The sequence below is a fragment of the Streptomyces sp. NPDC005576 genome (genome assembly GCF_042871745.1).
In the GTDB taxonomy this organism is placed as follows: Bacteria; Actinomycetota; Actinomycetes; order Streptomycetales; family Streptomycetaceae; genus Streptomyces.
Map to the genome: position 1 here is coordinate 287,185 of NZ_JBIAJC010000002.1, position 15,363 is coordinate 302,547.

At 71.7% G+C, this 15,363-nt stretch carries 15 protein-coding genes; 4 read left to right on the forward strand and 11 right to left on the reverse strand.

Translation table 11 applies throughout. The features are described from left to right. Window positions 1-2 precede the first annotated feature (2 nt). Window positions 3-629 (forward strand): TetR/AcrR family transcriptional regulator, encoded by a 627-nt coding sequence (locus ACFYPN_RS04610; RefSeq protein WP_358764500.1) that lies wholly within the window; start codon window positions 3-5, stop codon window positions 627-629. On the opposite strand, the gene ACFYPN_RS04615 is transcribed toward ACFYPN_RS04610, so the two are convergent. The 4 genes from ACFYPN_RS04615 to ACFYPN_RS04630 all read right to left on the reverse strand — a co-directional run bounded on the left by ACFYPN_RS04615 (window position 621) and on the right by ACFYPN_RS04630 (window position 3,672). Further along, window positions 621-965: a DUF952 domain-containing protein gene (locus tag ACFYPN_RS04615; RefSeq protein ID WP_389296664.1), complete on the reverse strand. Its 345-nt coding sequence runs from the start codon at window positions 963-965 to the stop codon at window positions 621-623. The two genes, ACFYPN_RS04610 and ACFYPN_RS04615, sit on opposite strands and share 9 nt — an antisense overlap. Window positions 966-1,003: 38 nt before the next feature. Beyond that, window positions 1,004-1,999, reverse strand: a complete 996-nt coding sequence (locus tag ACFYPN_RS04620; protein WP_389296666.1) for an NAD-dependent epimerase/dehydratase family protein — start codon at window positions 1,997-1,999, stop codon at window positions 1,004-1,006. A gap of 165 nt (window positions 2,000-2,164) precedes the next feature. Beyond that, window positions 2,165-2,641 (reverse strand): DUF6304 family protein, encoded by a 477-nt coding sequence (locus ACFYPN_RS04625; protein WP_389296667.1) that lies wholly within the window; start codon window positions 2,639-2,641, stop codon window positions 2,165-2,167. Window positions 2,642-2,706: 65 nt separating this feature from the next. Then, a complete protein-coding gene (locus ACFYPN_RS04630) occupies window positions 2,707-3,672 on the reverse strand; it encodes a zinc-binding dehydrogenase (RefSeq protein WP_389296669.1) in 966 nt (321 codons plus the stop codon). Between the two features lie 148 nt (window positions 3,673-3,820). On the opposite strand from ACFYPN_RS04630, the gene ACFYPN_RS04635 reads away from it, so the two are divergent. Together ACFYPN_RS04635 and ACFYPN_RS04640 are read left to right on the forward strand one after the other, a co-directional pair. Beyond that, entirely contained in the window at window positions 3,821-4,030 is a 210-nt protein-coding gene (locus tag ACFYPN_RS04635) for a helix-turn-helix domain-containing protein (protein WP_266709022.1), read from the forward strand. Beyond that, window positions 4,030-4,617 (forward strand): Clp protease N-terminal domain-containing protein, encoded by a 588-nt coding sequence (locus ACFYPN_RS04640; protein ID WP_358764509.1) that lies wholly within the window; start codon window positions 4,030-4,032, stop codon window positions 4,615-4,617. Before ACFYPN_RS04635 ends, ACFYPN_RS04640 begins: the two co-directional genes overlap by 1 nt. Before the next feature lie 119 nt (window positions 4,618-4,736). Here ACFYPN_RS04640 and ACFYPN_RS04645 read toward each other — a convergent pair whose 3' ends face one another. Together ACFYPN_RS04645 and ACFYPN_RS04650 are read right to left on the reverse strand one after the other, a co-directional pair. After that, entirely contained in the window at window positions 4,737-5,861 is a 1,125-nt protein-coding gene (locus ACFYPN_RS04645) for a helix-turn-helix transcriptional regulator (RefSeq protein WP_389296671.1), read from the reverse strand. 1 nt (window position 5,862) lies between these two features. Continuing rightward, on the reverse strand, window positions 5,863-6,720 hold the full coding sequence (locus tag ACFYPN_RS04650; protein WP_389296673.1) for a DUF4097 domain-containing protein: 858 nt from the start codon (window positions 6,718-6,720) through the stop codon (window positions 5,863-5,865). 160 nt (window positions 6,721-6,880) lie between these two features. Between ACFYPN_RS04650 and ACFYPN_RS04655 the strand changes: the two genes are divergently transcribed. Further along, window positions 6,881-7,768 carry a hypothetical protein gene (locus ACFYPN_RS04655; RefSeq protein ID WP_389296675.1) on the forward strand — a complete coding sequence of 296 codons (888 nt, stop codon included), beginning with the start codon at window positions 6,881-6,883 and terminating at the stop codon, window positions 7,766-7,768. Window positions 7,769-7,890: 122 nt separating this feature from the next. On the opposite strand, the gene ACFYPN_RS04660 is transcribed toward ACFYPN_RS04655, so the two are convergent. From ACFYPN_RS04660 to ACFYPN_RS04680, 5 genes are all read right to left on the reverse strand, one after another. Further along, on the reverse strand, window positions 7,891-8,073 hold the full coding sequence (locus ACFYPN_RS04660; protein ID WP_358764517.1) for a DUF6104 family protein: 183 nt from the start codon (window positions 8,071-8,073) through the stop codon (window positions 7,891-7,893). 176 nt (window positions 8,074-8,249) lie between these two features. Then, entirely contained in the window at window positions 8,250-12,068 is a 3,819-nt protein-coding gene (locus ACFYPN_RS04665; RefSeq protein ID WP_389296677.1) for a multifunctional oxoglutarate decarboxylase/oxoglutarate dehydrogenase thiamine pyrophosphate-binding subunit/dihydrolipoyllysine-residue succinyltransferase subunit, read from the reverse strand. Between the two features lie 258 nt (window positions 12,069-12,326). Beyond that, window positions 12,327-13,403 carry an ATP-binding protein gene (locus ACFYPN_RS04670; RefSeq protein WP_358764521.1) on the reverse strand — a complete coding sequence of 359 codons (1,077 nt, stop codon included), beginning with the start codon at window positions 13,401-13,403 and terminating at the stop codon, window positions 12,327-12,329. Next, the gene (locus ACFYPN_RS04675; protein ID WP_358764523.1) at window positions 13,400-14,137 is read right to left on the reverse strand and encodes a response regulator transcription factor; all 738 of its coding nucleotides are present in this window, start codon (window positions 14,135-14,137) and stop codon (window positions 13,400-13,402) included. Before ACFYPN_RS04675 ends, ACFYPN_RS04670 begins: the two co-directional genes overlap by 4 nt. Before the next feature lie 225 nt (window positions 14,138-14,362). Further along, complete coding sequence (locus tag ACFYPN_RS04680) at window positions 14,363-15,064, reverse strand: spermidine synthase (protein ID WP_389296679.1); 702 nt, start codon at window positions 15,062-15,064, stop codon at window positions 14,363-14,365. Between the last annotated feature and the right edge of the window lie 299 nt (window positions 15,065-15,363).

Below are 15,363 nucleotides of genomic sequence, written 5' to 3' on the forward strand. Positions count from 1 at the left end.
GCATGGCAGAGGCGCGGCGACCTGGCAGACCCAGGGATACGGAAACGGACCGGGCGATCCTGGACGCCGCGCAGGAACTGCTGCTCCGGGACGGGTACGCGGGCCTCTCGATGGAACGGGTCGCCGCACGGGCGGGTGTCGGGAAGCCGACCGTGTACCGCCGTTGGCCGTCCCGGACGGCACTGGTGGGGGACGTCACCCGGCGCGCGTACCTTGCCGCCGCTCCGGGTGGGGAGATCCCCGCCCCGAAGGCCGGGAATGTCGCCCGAGCCGTTGCCGCATGGTTCCGCGCCCACGCGGAGGCCGTCACCGATCCGCACAACTCCGCGCTGGTCCTTGCCCTGACCGCAGCCGCTGCGGAGAGCCCGCAGGACGCGGAATCGCTCTACCGCCACCACACCCGCGATCAGCACGACGCCCTGGCCGCCCTTCTGCGCGCGGGCGTGGAGGCGGGCGAGTTCCGCCCGGGCACCGATGTGGACGCGGTGGTGGACGCCCTCATCGGGTCCACGCTCTACCTGCTGCTCACCGGCCGGTCCAACGAGGCGCCGGCACGGGCGAAAGGTCTGGTCGGCGCCTTGCTGGACGGCATCAGCACCTCCCCGGGCGCGGCCGGCGCGTCAGCGTGAGGTGGTGGTCCCCTCCGCCTCCGGCCACCTCCGTACCTCCACCACCGCTTCCACCGGCAGCGGCCCGTACAGGTGGGGGAACTCCTCGCCGCCCTCGGTCATGGCCTCGTGGCGCAGGGGTGCGGTGAGGCGGGCCGGGTCGATGACCAGGACGATCAGGTCCACCTCCTCGGAGCCGTACAGCATGCGGGCCACGGCGGGCAGTTGGTGGGGGAGGGAGAGGTGGATGAAGCCCTCCTGCCGGAGGGTGCGACCCCGGGTGGACCAGGTGTAGGCGCCGTCGTGCAGGGCCGCTGCCCACAGGGCGGGTTCGGTGAGGTGGAGGAGTTCGGTCATGGCGCCACCGTAAGGGGCGGGTGGGGGCGGCGGTGTCCTCAGCCGGTCGCCAGCAGGCGGGCCTCCACCTCCGGAGCGAGGCCGACCGGGGGCCGGTCGGGGCGCTGGGGGGCGATGCCGCCCAGCGACTCCAGCCAGGTCCAGGTGTCGGCGACGGTCTCGCCGACCGGTCGGCAGCGCAGCCCGGCGGCGAGGGCCTTGCCGACATCCCCGCGGTGGAGGGTGTCGTGCATCTCTCCGGCGGGCAGCCAGACGGGGAGGTCGGTCCAGGGCTCCACGCCCGCCGCGAGGATGGTGTCCGGGTCGGTCCAGCGCAGTTCGGCGCCGGAACCGGTGACCTGGACACAGGTGTCCAGCAGCTCGCCCATGGTGGTGTGACCGGACTCGCTGACGGTGTTGTACGGGCCGTGGAGGTGCCGCTCCCCAGCGTCCAGCACCCATGCGGCGAGGTCCCGGGCGTCGATGTACTGGAGCGGGCTGTCACGCGGGCCGGGCGCCAGGACCGGACCTCCCCGGGCGATCCTGTTCAGCCACCACGGCAGCCGGCCGATGTTCTCGTACGGACCGAGGATCAGTCCGGGGCGCGCCAGCAGGGCCCGGTCGCCGAAGGCGTCGACGGCCGCCAGCTCGCCACCCAGCTTGGCCTGCGGGTACGGGACGTCTCCCGCCTCGTCCGGCGAGGCTCCGGACACCAGGGGGCCGTCCTCCGGGAGCCCGGCGGCCGCCGGGTAGGCGTACACCGAGCGGGTGGAGACGTACGTGTAGTGGCCGGCCCGCTCCGCGAGGAGCCGGGCCGCGTCCCGGACCGCCGTGGGTGGGCCGGTCCAGGTGTCGACCACGGCGTCCCACTCACCGCTCTCCAGCGCCGCGAGGCCGGCCCTCCCCGCGGACCGGTCACCGCGCAGCGCCACTGCCCCGGGGGAGGGCTGCCGGTGGCCCCGGTTGAAGACGGAGACCTCCCAGCCGCGCCCGAGCGCAGCCTCGGTGACGGATCGTCCGACGAACTCCGTGCCGCCCAGAATCAGGATCTTCATGGTTCGACTCTGCCCCCGTCCGGAGGGGAAGGGAACACGGGCACGCTGTTGGCAGATCGGGGAACGAAGCCCGGCTCCCGGGAGTTCGGCGCCCGCATTCGGCCCGGCCGGAGGCGGGCGGGCGGCCGCCGGGCGGCGGGCAGGCCCGGCGGCGGGCAGGCCGGGTCAGAGGGCCGGCACCCGCAGCTGGACGTCCTGCGGCAGGACGCCGCGTATCGCGGAGAGGGCCGCCGCGAAGTCGCGCTCGGCACGCGCCGATTCGTAGAGCGCGCCGTCCAGGTGCAGGGCGAGGTGCACGTCCGGGTCGGATCTGCGCAGGGAGAACAGGCAGCTCATCGTCGCGGGCCGTTCGGTCCCCCCGGCGGCTCCGGTTCCGGCTCCGGTTCCGTCTCCGGCGTCTCCGGTGACGATGGTCACCGGCTGGTCCCACTCCAGGACGCAGTCGGTCAGGGCGCCGTCCGCGAGAGCGAACGGCGCCCCGTCCGGGAGGGGTTCCACCACCGGGCGGAGATCGTTGAGGTGTTTGCCCTCGAAGTCGACACCCCGGATGCGCAGCTTGATCACTCCGCCGCCCGCGAAGACGGTGGCCGCGTCGGAACCCAAGTGGTCCCGGTACCAGCCTGCCCACGACTCATTTGTCATGAGCAGGGACTGTAGCCCCTGCTCACGCCGCGATTCGTGCCGCCCTCCCCTTTGTGGCGACGGGGTCAGGAGGCGGTCAGTACGATCTTGCCGAACTGCTCGCCCGTGAGCATGCGTTCAAAGCCTTCGCGGGCGCGGTCCAGCGGGAGGACCGCGTCGATCACGGGCCGCACACCGGTCGCCGCGCAGAAGGAGAGCAGGTCCTCCAACTCGTCCTTGGAGCCCATCGTGGAGCCGACGACCTTGAGTTCCAGGAAGAAGATCCTGGTCAGCTCCGCGTGCGACGGCCGATCGCCGCTGGTGGCGCCGGAGATGACGAGCGTGCCGCCGGGGCGCAGCGACTTCACCGAGTGGGACCAGGTCGCGGCCCCGACCGTCTCGATGACGGCGTCCACGCGTTCGGGCAGCCGGGCGCCGGACTCGAAGGCGTCGACGGCTCCCAGCTCCACGGCACGCTTCCGCTTCGCCTCGTCCCGGCTGGTCGCGTAGACCCGGAGACCCGCGGCGCGGCCGAGGACGATGGCGGCGGTGGCCACCCCGCCGCCCGCACCCTGCACGAGGACGGAGTCGCCCGGGCGGACACCGGCGTTGGTGAAGAGCATCCGGTACGCGGTGAGCCAGGCGGTCGGCAGGCAGGCGGCCTGCTCGAAGCTCAGTTCCTTCGGCTTGGGCAGCACGTTCCAGGAGGGCACGGCGACCCGTTCGGCGAAGGTGCCCTGGTAGCGCTCGGTCAGGATGGAGCGCGGCTCATTCGGTCCGACACCGTGACCGGTCTGGCCGATCACCGAGTGGACCACGACCTCGTTCCCGTCCTCGTCGATGCCGGCCGCGTCGCAGCCGAGGATCATCGGTAGCCGGTCCTCGGTGATGCCCACTCCGCGCAGCGACCAGAGGTCGTGGTGGTTGAGCGAGGCGGCGCGGACCTCGACGCTGGTCCAGCCGGGCCGGGCCTCCGGGGCGGGGCGTTCGCCCAGCTCCAGGCCGGACAGGGGGTTCTCGCGGTCGATTCGGGCTGCGTAGGCGGCGAACATGACCCGACCCTAGGCCCGGTCGGCGCCCGATCCAACCGGCTGCCGGTGTGACACGCGCCGCGCCTCCCGGCCCCTTGCGCGAACCGTCCGTCCCCCTCTCTTGTCAATCAAGGTTGACGTTCGATCCGTGTCAACTTACGTTGACATCATGACCGAAGCAACGGACCTGGCCGCACGTGCCGGGGATCGCGATCCGCGCGTCGGGCTGCGGGCCGTCGCCGCACTGCGGCGGCTGCTGGAGCAGCTCGAAGCCGTACAAGTCAGAAGTGCCCGCGCCAAGGGCTGGTCGTGGCAGGAGATCGCCGCCGAACTCGGGGTCAGCAGGCAGGCCGTCCACAAGAAGTACGGGAGGAACTGATGTTTGAGCGATTCACCAAGGAAGCCCGGGCCGCCGTGGCCGGGGCAGTCACCTTCGCCCAGAGTGCGGGGGCGGAGAGCGTCACCGAGGAGCATCTGCTCCTCTCCCTCCTGGACCAGGACTCCGGCCGCGCCGCGTCCGCCCTCACCGTGCTCGGGGTGACCGGTCGCCGGGCCTCCCTGGAGGCGGCCCTCGGCAAGGCCCGCCGCCTGGGCGGCCTGACGAACGCCGACACGGAGGCGCTGGCCGGGCTGGGCATCGACGTCGGCGAGATCGTGGCCCGGATCGAGGAGGAGCACGGCGAGGGCGCGCTGGCGGAGGAGGGCCTGGGGCGCCGCCGCCGGTCCGGACGCCGGCCGCTCACCTCCGGTGCCAAAGGGGTGCTGGAGGGCTCCCTGCGGATCGCGTTGGGCCGGGGGGACCGCTTCATCGGCGGGGAGCACCTGCTGCTGGCGCTCGTCGCGCGGCCCGGGGTGGTGGGGGACGTACTCGCGGAGCACGGCGCCTCCTACGCCGCCGTGGAGCGCGCGCTCCACGGAGCGGGGCGGGAGGGCGGGGGAGAGGCGGAGCCCGCGGCCGTCGGCTGACGCGTCCCGACTGCGAGGCCGCCACCCGCGCGCAGCGAGGGCGTCCCGAGCGGAGGGCGTCCCGACGCGGTGAGGCCGCCGCCCGGACGGGGTGGCGGCCTCACCCGCGTGACGGACCCTCAGGCCCTACGGAGATCCTTCGGATCGCCCGCGGCAGGCTGGGGGCCCCTCCCCGCGTCCGTCCGCAGCAGCGCGTCGATGCGCGAGGCCGCCGTCGCGAGGTGTACGCGGGCCGCGGCCACCTGCCCGTCCGTGACGCCCCGGTCGCGGGCGGCGTCGCGGATGTCGTCGCGGAAACGGTCCAGCAGCCGGTCCAGGTCGCGGGCCGGAGCGCCGGTGGCCGGCACGTCCGCGGCCCAGTCGGGCACCGGGCCGGGTTCCGCACGCTCCGGACTCTCCGCACCGTCCGCGCGCTCCGCACCATCCGTACGATCCGCGCGGGTGTGCTCGGTGCGGTCGGCCGGCGGCCAGGTGCCGGCCTTGGCGAGACCGGCGAGGTGGCCGGTGATCTCGGCCAGGCCGTCGCGCACCCCGGCGGGCCAGTCGCCCCGCGCGAAGTGCTCCTGCACCTGGCGGGCGGCGTTCCGCATCTGCTCGCGGGCCCGCTCGTCGGCCTCCTTCGCCTGGCGGCGGGCCTGCTGGGCATCCTCGCGGGCGCGCCGCGACTCGTCCTTCGCCCGGCGGGCCTGCTCCTTCCACTCCTGCTTGGCCTGGCGCAGCTCCTCCTTGGCCTTGCGCCAGGCGTCCCTCTCCGTGAGGTCGCCCAGATTTCCCACCTTGGTGAGGTCGCCCAGGTCGCCGATGAGGGATTCCCACTCGCTCCTCGCGCCGCCGGGCTCGCCGGAGCCCGGCCGGTGGCGGGAGGCGGACGCGGCCGCACGCATGTCGCTGCGCAGCTTTCCGGCCGCGCCCCGGACGTCGTCGCGGATCTCGGCGGCCAGTTCGGAGACGGATTCCCGGATCTCCAGCTCCAGATCGGCGAGTTCGCCGGTGCGGCCGGCGAGTTCGGCGCGGCCCGCGTCGGTGATCGAGTACACCTTCCGGCCGCCCTCCGTCGCGTGGGTGACGAGCCCTTCCGCCTCCAGCTTGGCCAGCCGGGGGTAGACCGTACCGGCGGACGGGGCGTACAGGCCCTGGAAGCGCTCCTCCAGCAGCCGGATCACCTCGTAACCGTGGCGCGGGGCCTCGTCGAGCAGTTTCAGCAGGTACAGACGGAGGCGGCCGTGGGCGAATACGGGGGGCATGTCAGAGCGCCTTTCCGGTCGGCTCGGCAACGTACGGTTCGTCCTCGGACGCCGGGCGGCGCAGCAGGGCGATCGAGCCGGACACGGTCGTCGCCCTGAGCCTCCCCGTGCCGGCGCCCAGCGTTCCGGTGACCTTCTTCGCGCCCCACTGGCCGCCGACCCGCAGGTCCTCGAAGGCGTTGGAGACGGCCCCGCTCGCGGTGTTCGCCTCGACCCGGGCGTCCGCCGGGTGGGGCAGCCGGATCGCGATGGCGCCGGAGACCGTGGTGAGCCGGATGTCGGTCGGTGCCTCGGAGGCGTCGAGGTCGAGCACCATCTCGCCGCTGACGGATTCGGCGCGTACCGAGGTGCCCGCGCCCTCCACCACGGTGAGGTCGCCGGACACCGACGTGAACCGCAGGTCGCCGGTGACGGCCTGCGCCTCCAGACCGCCGGAGACCGTTTCGCCGCGCACCTGTCCGGAGAGTGCGACGAGGGTGGTGTCGCCGGTGACGCCGCGTACGTCGGTACGGCCCCGGATGCCCGAGACGAACGCCCCGGCGCCGACGACACCGAGCTCGACGGACGCGGAGGCGGGTACCGCGAGGGTGACGGTCGCGCTGCGGGAACGGCCGTTGCGGTCGAGCCACTTGAGGAAGCTCTTCCAGGGAAGGTCCTCGTAGGTCACCGACAGGACTCCGTCCTCGAGGGTGACGATCAGCGGGGGCCCGTCGATGGCGGAGACCTCCAGCCGGGCCTCGGGCTCCTCGGAGCCGACCACGTTGACGGCGCCGTCGACGATCCGCACCCTGAGCGCGGTCACCTGCTCGGCGAAGGCGAGTTTCAGTGGCTCGGCGACGGTCCACGTCGAGACGGGCATGGGTGTGACCTCCAGAGAGCGTGGCATGACGCAACATATCGCGTCTCTGTTCAACACGATATATCGCGGATCGTTGGAGTCAAGAGCGAGCGGCTCTCCGTGCCTTCGTTCACGCGACAAAAGGGCTCATACCGGAATGAATTGCCCTAGCGTGTGAGGCATGGACGCGACACCCGTGGGGGCACTGCTGCTGTGCCGGGCGGACCCCGAGACCGTGCGGCCCCTGGCCCACCTCCTGCGCGAGGGCATGCTGCTCGTCCCGGCCGGTGAGGAGTGGAGTGTGCTGGTGCCGGAGGGACGGCCCTGGCGGGAAACGCCCTCCGGACCCGCCGGACACCCCGAACCCGCCGGACACTCCGCACTCTCCGGAATCCCCGAGCCCGCCGAACCGGTGGACCGGGTGGTGGCGGGCTGGGCGGCGGCTCTCGCGGTCGCGTCCACCTGGCCGGTCGTCGCGCTCTGGTGGGAAGCCACCCGGGCCGGCTGCGTCCTCGCGTCGGGCTTCCGCCGCCCGGTCGGGTACGTCTGGCTGGCGGACGGCACGCCGGCCGGGGAGGACGAGGCGATGACCACGTTCGCGGCACGGCTGGATCTCGACCCGGTACTCGACGTACAGGCGCTGCAGGCCCTCACCCGCCCCGACCCGCACGCGGACGGCCCCGCGCGGCTGCGCACGCTGCTCGGCCTGCTCACCCGTACGGGAGTGGAGCTGCGGCCGGGACTGGAGCCGGGGCGGAGCACCGAGGCGCTGCGGGAGGCCGCCCAGGCGCTGCCGGGTGCCGGACAGATCGAGTGGGCGGGCTGGCGCGACGCCGTACGCGTGGAACTCGACGCCGTGGAGAGCAGCGGCCTCGGCCCCTGGATGCTCGGCCCCCGCGCGCGGACGGTGGCCACCGCGCAGGTGCTCGTCGGTGCTCCCCTGGCCCTCTGGGGGGCGTTCCGCCGCAGCGGCGGGTGGACGGCGGCCGGCGCGCTCCTGCTCACGCAGGGGGTGCTGGGTCTCGCGTACAACGAGGTCAGGGACCGGGCGGCGCCGGGCCGTGGCTGACCGTTCCCGACGGGCGCGAATCAGCGGACCCGGCCCGGTGGGAGAGGCGCCACCGGGCCGATGTCACCGGCCGGGAGCAGGAAACCGGTCCGTGCCCCCACCTCGCCCGGCCGCAGGCGGCCCTACGCCTCGTCCTCGTCGTCGTCCAGACGCGCCAGCCAGGTCGCCAGCCGCTCGACCGGCACCTCGAAGTCGGGGTTGAGGTCGACGAAGGTACGCAGCTGCTCGGCCAGCCACTCGAAGGTGACCTCCTCCTCGCCGCGCCGCTTCTCCAGTTCCTCGATGCCACGGTCGGTGAAATACACAACGTGCTCCTGATTCCTGCGGATGTTCTGCCCTCAGGGTAGGGCGCACCGGGCCGCCGCCCCACAGCAGCACGGGAACAGGGACCGGCCCCCACCGTGGTGCTGGTGGGGGCCGGTCCCTGTCGTCGAGCGGGTACCGCAGGCGGTCGGGCTTCGAAGCCCCGGACCTCGAAGCCTCAGGCCTCGAAGACCTCGGCGACCAGCTGAGCCTGCTCCGCCTGGTGGCGCTTGGCCGAACCGACGGCCGGCGACGAGCTGTGCGACCGCGAGATGCGGCGCAGACGCTCGCTGTGCGGGACGTCGGCGCCGACGGCCAGGTCCAGGTGGTCGATCAGGTTGAGCGCGATGAACGGCCATGCGCCCTGGTTCGCCGGCTCCTCCTGCGCCCAGAGGTACTTCGCCGCGTTCGGGTACTTGGCGATCTCGGCCTGGAGCTCCGCACCCGGCAGCGGGTACAGGCGCTCCAGCCGGATGATCGCGGTCTCCGTGTCGCCACGCTTCTGGCGCTCGGCGTCGAGGTCGTAGTACAGCTTGCCGGCGCAGAAGACGACCTTGCGGACGTTCTCGGGCGTCACCGACGCGTCGCCGATCACCGGACGGAAGCCGCCGGTGGTGAACTCCTCCACCGAGGAGGCCGCCGCCTTGAGGCGGAGCATCGACTTCGGGGTGAAGACGATCAGCGGCTTGTGGTGCGGGTTGTGCACCTGCCACCGCAGGAGGTGGAAGTAGTTCGACGGCAGCGTCGGCATGGCGACCGTCATGTTGTCCTGGCCGCACATCTGGAGGAAGCGCTCCGGGCGGGCGGACGAGTGGTCCGGGCCCTGGCCCTCGTAACCGTGCGGCAGCAGCAGGGTGACGCCGGACGTCTGGCCCCACTTCTGCTCGGCCGAGGAGATGAACTCGTCCACGACGGTCTGCGCGCCGTTGACGAAGTCACCGAACTGCGCTTCCCAGACGACCAGCGACTCCGGGCGGGCCAGCGAGTAGCCGTACTCGAAGCCCATCGCCGCGTACTCGCTGAGCAGCGAGTCGTAGACGTTGTAACGGGCCTGGTCCTCGGTCAGGTAGAGCAGCGGGGTGTAGTCCTCGCCGGTCACCTGGTCGACCAGCACCGCGTGGCGCTGACCGAACGTGCCGCGGCGGGTGTCCTGGCCGGCGAGCCGGACCGGGGTGCCCTCCATCAGCAGCGAACCGATGGCGAGGGTCTCGCCCATGCCCCAGTCGATGGTGCCGTTCTCCACCGAGGCGGCACGGCGCTGCATCTGCGGCATCAGGCGCGGGTGCACCGTGATGTGCTCCGGGATGTTGACCTGCGACTCGGCGATCCGCTTGACGACCTCGGTGGAGACCGAGGTGTCCACGGCGACCGGGAAGGCCGCCTGCGGTTCGCGGACGTGCGGGGCCGCCGACTGCGAGGTGGCCTCGCGGACCTCCGCGAAGACCTTCTCCAGCTGGCCCTGGAAGTCCTGGAGCGCCTGCTCGGCCTCTTCCAGCGTGATGTCGCCGCGACCGATGAGCGACTCGGTGTAGAGCTTGCGCACCGAGCGCTTCTTGTCGATCAGGGTGTACATCTGCGGGTTGGTGAACTCCGGGTTGTCGCCCTCGTTGTGACCGCGGCGGCGGTAGCAGATGAGGTCGATCACGACGTCCTTGTTGAACGCCTGACGGAACTCGAAGGCGAGCCGCGCGACACGGACCACGGCCTCCGGGTCGTCACCGTTGACGTGGATGATCGGCGCCTCGATCATGCGCGCCACGTCGGTGGCGTACATCGAGGAGCGCGAGGACTCCGGGGCGGCGGTGAAGCCGACCTGGTTGTTGATCACCACGTGCACGGTGCCACCGGTGCGGTAGCCGCGCAGCTGCGACATGTTGAGCGTCTCGGCGACGACACCCTGGCCCGCGAAGGCCGCGTCACCGTGCAGGGCGATGGGCAGGACCGTGAAGTCGGTGCCGCCCTTGTTGATGATGTCCTGCTTGGCGCGGGCGATGCCCTCCAGGACCGGGTCGACCGCCTCCAGGTGCGAGGGGTTCGCGGCGAGCGAGACCTTGATCTGCTCACCGTCCAGACCGGTGAAGGTGCCCTCGGCGCCCAGGTGGTACTTGACGTCGCCGGAGCCGTGCATCGAACGCGGGTCGAGGTTGCCCTCGAACTCGCGGAAGATCTGCGCGTACGACTTGCCGACGATGTTCGCCAGGACGTTCAGACGGCCGCGGTGGGCCATGCCGATGACGACCTCGTCGAGGCGGGCCTCGGCGGCGGAGTCGATGACGGCGTCGAGCAGCGGGATGACGGACTCGCCGCCCTCCAGCGAGAACCGCTTCTGGCCGACGTACTTCGTCTGCAGGAAGGTCTCGAAGGCCTCGGCCGCGTTGAGGCGGCGGAGGATGCGCAGCTGCTCCTCGCGCTCGGGCTGCGAGCGCGGACGCTCGACCCGGTCCTGGAGCCACTTGCGCTGCTTCGGGTCCTGGATGTGCATGAACTCGATGCCGGTGGTGCGGCAGTACGACTCACGGAGCACACCGAGGATGTCGCGGAGCTTCATCATCGACTTGCCGGCGAAACCGCCGACCGCGAAGTCCCGCTCCAGGTCCCACAGGGTGAGGCCGTGCTCGGTGATGTCGAGGTCGGGGTGCTTGCGCTGGCGGTACTCCAGCGGGTCGGTGTCGGCCATGACGTGGCCGCGGACCCGGTAGGAGTGGATCAGCTCGAAGACCCGCGCGGCCTTGGTGACGTCGTCGTCGTGCGAGGCGTCGATGTCCTTGAGCCAGCGGACCGGCTCGTAGGGGATGCGCAGCGCTTCGAAGATCTCGTCGTAGAAGCCGTTCTCGCCGAGCAGCAGCTGCGCGAGCACGCGCAGGAACTCGCCGGAGGCGGCGCCCTGGATGACCCGGTGGTCGTAGGTCGAGGTCAGCGTCATGACCTTCGAGATGCCGAGCTTGTTCAGGGTGTCCTGGGAGGTGCCCTGGAACTCCGCCGGGTAGTCCATCGCGCCGACGCCCATGATGAGGCCCTGTCCGGGCATCAGGCGGGGCACCGAGTGGACGGTGCCGATGCCGCCGGGGTTGGTCAGCGAGGCGGTGACCCCGGTGAAGTCGTCCATGCCCAGCTTGCCGATGCGGGCACGCCGGACGATGTCCTCGTACGCCTGCCAGAACTCGAAGAAGTTGAGCGTCTCGGCCTTCTTGATGGCCGCGACCACGAGCTGCCGGTCACCGTTCGGCTTGACCAGGTCGATGGCCAGGCCGAGGTTGACGTGCTCGGGCTTGACCAGGGTCGGCTTGCCGTCCTTCTGGGTGAAGGAGTAGTTCATCGACGGCATGGCCTTGAGGGCCTGCACCATCGCGTACCCGATGAGGTGCGTGAAGGAGATCTTCCCGCCGCGGGCGCGCTTGAGGTGGTTGTTGATGACGATGCGGTTGTCGAAGAGCAGCTTCACCGGGACGGCGCGGACGGACGTGGCCGTCGGCAGCTCCAGCGAGGCGTTCATGTTCTTCGCGACGGCGGCCGAGGGGCCGCGCAGCGTCACGTACTCCGGGCCGCCGGCGGACTCGGTCGCCGGAGCGGCCTTGGCGGGCGCCTTCGCGACCGGCGCCGGAGCGGCGGCGGGCTGGGCGGGGGCGGGCTGGGCGGGCGCCTCCGGGGCGGCAGGCGCGACGGGGGCGGCCGGAGCTGCGGCGGCGGGCGCGGCGGGAGCTGCCGGGGCGGCCTGCGCGGGCGCGGCCTTCTCGGTGGCGGGCGCGGCCGGCGTCACGGGGGCGGCAGGAGCCGCAGGGGCTGCGGCTCCGGGCTTGTCCGCCGTGCCGGCGGAACCCGGCTTGTAGTCGGCGAAGAAGTCCCACCAGGCACGGTCGACCGAGTTCGGATCCTGGAGGTACTGCTGGTAGATCTCGTCGACGAGCCATTCATTGGCACCGAAAGCAGCGGCCGGGTTGATCCCCGGGCCTGCTTGGTCGGTCGAGATGGTCGAGTTACTGGGGGACTGAGACGACACGGCGGCAACCGCCCTCTTCCGCTTCACAAGGTGATGGACAGCGGGAATCAAGGCTACGCCTCCCGCGCCGTTCCTTGCAGACCGGGCCGCTCATCGTCGTGCACATCACATCTGAAGGCGGGTTTCGGAGCTCGGAATGGCGGGAAACAAGCGGGGTTCCGCTGCGCTTCGGGTAGTCAGGGACACGGCCACGGCCCCTCCGGCCGAGCCCCTGGTGGCGAGGGACCAAGATCACGTCCCTTTCGTTCGAACCATATGTCAACTACGAGCCGGTGACATCCCCGGAAGAGTGATCTGAATCCGGCAGCCCTGTGTGGATTCGGCCACTCTGATGCGGCCACCGTGCAGATCCACCGCCCAGTGGGCGATGGCGAGTCCCAGCCCGGTACCACCGTCGCTGCCGGGGCCGTGCGGGGACGGGTTCTGGCCCCGGTTGAACCGCTCGAAGACGCGGTGGCGCTCCGCCTCCGGGATGCCGGGGCCCTCGTCGATCACTTCCAGTTCCAACGACTCAGCATGCGCACCCCGTCGTGCCAACACCGTCACCCGCCCGTGCGGCGGACTGTGCTTCACGGCGTTGTCGATGAGATTCGCCACGACCTGGTGCAGACGCTCGGTGTCCGCGTACGCCGTCATGTCCGCCGGGGAGACGTCGAGGTGCAGATGGACGTCCGTACGGGAGTGGTTCCCGGAACCGGAGGAGAGCCGACGGCGCGAAGCCGCGAGGTTCGCCTCCTTCAGTACCCCGGCGAGATAGGGCCACACCTCGAAACGGCCCGCCTTGAGGGGGACGACACCGTTGTCCAGCCGCGACAGGTCCAGCAGCGTCTCCACCAGCCGACCGAGCCGCTCCGTCTGCTGGAGCGCCGTCCGCATGGTCTCGGGGTCCGCGGCCGACACCCCGTCCACCACGTTCTCCAGCACGGCACGGAGCGCCGCAATGGGGGTGCGCAGCTCGTGCGACACGTTGGCCACCAGCGCCTTGCGGTGCCGGTCGACCGCCTCCAGGTCGTCCGCCATGCGGTTGATCGTCTGCGCGAGGTCGCCGAGCTCGTCCCGGCGCCCGGCCCCGCTGACCCGGCCGGTGTAGTCCCCGTGCGAGATCGACCGGGCCACCGCCCGCATCTCGTCCAGCGGCGCGGTCAGGCCGTGCGCCACGAACTGGGTGATCAGAAGCGTGGCGATCACCGAGAAGACGGTGATGAACTGGAACTCGGTCCGGGTTCGCAGCGCCACCACGAGCAGCCCCGTGGTGATGAACACGGACACCACCACGAGCGTGCCCAGCTTGGCTTTGATCGAGAACGGGCGCAGGCCGGGCCCGGATCGGGTCATGCTGCCGGGGTCTCCAGCGCGTAGCCCACCCCGTGCACCGTACGGATGCGCTCCGCGCCGATCTTCCGGCGGAGCGCCTTGATGTGGCTGTCGACCGTGCGCGTGCCCGAGGCGTCCGCCCAGTCCCAGACCTCCGCGAGCAGCTGCTCGCGGGAGAGCACCGCCCGCGGGGTGTTGGCCAGGCAGACCAGGAGGTCGAACTCCGTGGGCGTCAGGTGCACGTCGTCGGTGCGCACCCGGACCCTGCGCTGGGCGTGATCGATCTCCAGTTCGCCCAGCCGGAGGATGCCGCTGCGCGGTGTCACCGCGGCGAGCGCGGCCCGTTCGACCCGGCGGAGCAGCACGTGCACCCGGGCCGCCAGCTCCCGCATCGAGAACGGCTTGGTCATGTAGTCGTCCGCGCCGACCCCGAGTCCGACCAGCATGTCGGTCTCGTCGTCCCGCGCGGTCAGCATCAGCACCGGCACCGGGCGCTGCGCCTGCACCCGTCGGCACACCTCCAGGCCGTCGAAGCCCGGGAGCATGATGTCGAGCACCATGAGATCGGGCTGCCACGCCTCGGCCGCGTCCACGGCGGCCGGGCCGTCCAGCGCGGTCTGCACCAGGAAGCCCTCCGCCCGCAGGCGCGCGGCGATGGCGTCGATGATCGTGGCGTCGTCTTCGACCACCAGCACCCGGCGTTGAGCTCCGGGGGTGGCCGCGACGCCGCTGTGGTTGGTGTGTGTCTGTTCCATCGCCCCGCCCCTGCCCGCTCCTGCGGAGATCATTCCTCCGGAGGTCGCGGTCTCTGCTCGTTTTCTTGCGTGAATGGTCCGTCTGCCGGGCAGCAGCGTAGATGCAGCGGATGCCTTCCGGCTACGCAGGGTGTTGCCCGGTCCGAAAGGGATACCCCGGTGGGGGTGGAGGAAAGCGTGCCTTGTCCGGGTATCCCCGCCGGGGCGCATACCCCGACGGGGTTTTCAGGCCGTCCGAAGTGCGAGATGAACCACGTCGGGCACACCTCGGGCAACGGGCGTCTCTTCGGTCCGCACTCCCTCGAAACCGGCACTCCGCAAGGACCGTTCGAACGATTCGGACGGTTGTGCGGACCAGATGGCGAGCACCCCTCCCGGGGCCAGCCGCTCCCGGCAGGTGGCGAGGCCCGAAGGGGAATAGAGGCTTCCGTTGTCGTCGGTCACGGTCCACTCCGGGCCGTTGTCGATGTCCAGACAGAGTGCGTCATAACGCTCCGTAGTCGTGCGAAGATGTTCGACGAGGTCCATAACCAGAACGGAGACCCTGGGGTCGGTCAAAGCGTCGCCGGAGATCCGGCCCAGCGGACCCCGCAGGTGCCACTCGACGATCGCCGGCTCCCGCTCGATCACGACGATCCGCCCCCAGCGCTCCTGCGCGGCGGCCCGGACCAGGGAGAACCCCACTCCGAGCCCGCCGACGAGCACCGAGGGGGTCGGTCGGGAGGGCGGCAGCGCCGCGAGCGCCGCGTCGATCAGGAGCCGCTCGGACCGGCCGTCCGAGGTGTCCATCAGGAAGCATCCGTTGGCGATGATCTCGAAGTGCTCGCCCCGCTCGCGCAGCACCACCTCTCCGAAGGGGCCGTCCCGGCGGTCGAGGGTGACGGGGGCCGAGCCGGTGTGGTGACTGATGCTGGGGCTGGCGGGCATGCTGACTGCTCTCCGGTCTCCGATGGTGGCGGACGGGTGCGAGGCCGTCCATCCTGGCCCGGCGCGCGCCCGGGGTGCCAACTCTTTTGTGCTGCGCGGGCGGTGGGGGCTTCGCGGCGTTCGTCGCCGGGGTCTCGCGGGGCTGCTCGTCGGCCCCGCGCCGCCGACCGGGTTTTTCTGCGACGCGTCGGTGGGCCGTGACCGGGTGTCCGGCGCCCCGTCTCTCCGGTAACGACGCGAGCTTCCGCGAGGACACCGCCCCGGCTCGTACCGCTGCTCGACCGGTAGGCGTGCGCCCC

Excerpts from the sequence above, each read along its gene's own strand:
- ACFYPN_RS04625 (WP_389296667.1), bottom strand. The coding sequence starts at position 2,641 with ATGACAAATGAGTCGTGGGCAGGCTGGTACCGGGACCACTTGGGTTCC.
- ACFYPN_RS04610 (WP_358764500.1), top strand. The coding sequence starts at position 3 with ATGGCAGAGGCGCGGCGACCTGGCAGACCCAGGGATACGGAAACGGAC.
- ACFYPN_RS04675 (WP_358764523.1), bottom strand. The coding sequence starts at position 14,137 with ATGGAACAGACACACACCAACCACAGCGGCGTCGCGGCCACCCCCGGA.
- ACFYPN_RS04630 (WP_389296669.1), bottom strand. The coding sequence starts at position 3,672 with ATGTTCGCCGCCTACGCAGCCCGAATCGACCGCGAGAACCCCCTGTCC.
- ACFYPN_RS04615 (WP_389296664.1), bottom strand. The coding sequence starts at position 965 with ATGACCGAACTCCTCCACCTCACCGAACCCGCCCTGTGGGCAGCGGCC.
- ACFYPN_RS04645 (WP_389296671.1), bottom strand. The coding sequence starts at position 5,861 with ATGCCCCCCGTATTCGCCCACGGCCGCCTCCGTCTGTACCTGCTGAAA.
- ACFYPN_RS04635 (WP_266709022.1), top strand. The coding sequence starts at position 3,821 with ATGACCGAAGCAACGGACCTGGCCGCACGTGCCGGGGATCGCGATCCG.
- ACFYPN_RS04650 (WP_389296673.1), bottom strand. The coding sequence starts at position 6,720 with ATGCCCGTCTCGACGTGGACCGTCGCCGAGCCACTGAAACTCGCCTTC.
- ACFYPN_RS04680 (WP_389296679.1), bottom strand. The coding sequence starts at position 15,064 with ATGCCCGCCAGCCCCAGCATCAGTCACCACACCGGCTCGGCCCCCGTC.
- ACFYPN_RS04670 (WP_358764521.1), bottom strand. The coding sequence starts at position 13,403 with ATGACCCGATCCGGGCCCGGCCTGCGCCCGTTCTCGATCAAAGCCAAG.
- ACFYPN_RS04620 (WP_389296666.1), bottom strand. The coding sequence starts at position 1,999 with ATGAAGATCCTGATTCTGGGCGGCACGGAGTTCGTCGGACGATCCGTC.
- ACFYPN_RS04640 (WP_358764509.1), top strand. The coding sequence starts at position 4,030 with ATGTTTGAGCGATTCACCAAGGAAGCCCGGGCCGCCGTGGCCGGGGCA.
- ACFYPN_RS04655 (WP_389296675.1), top strand. The coding sequence starts at position 6,881 with ATGGACGCGACACCCGTGGGGGCACTGCTGCTGTGCCGGGCGGACCCC.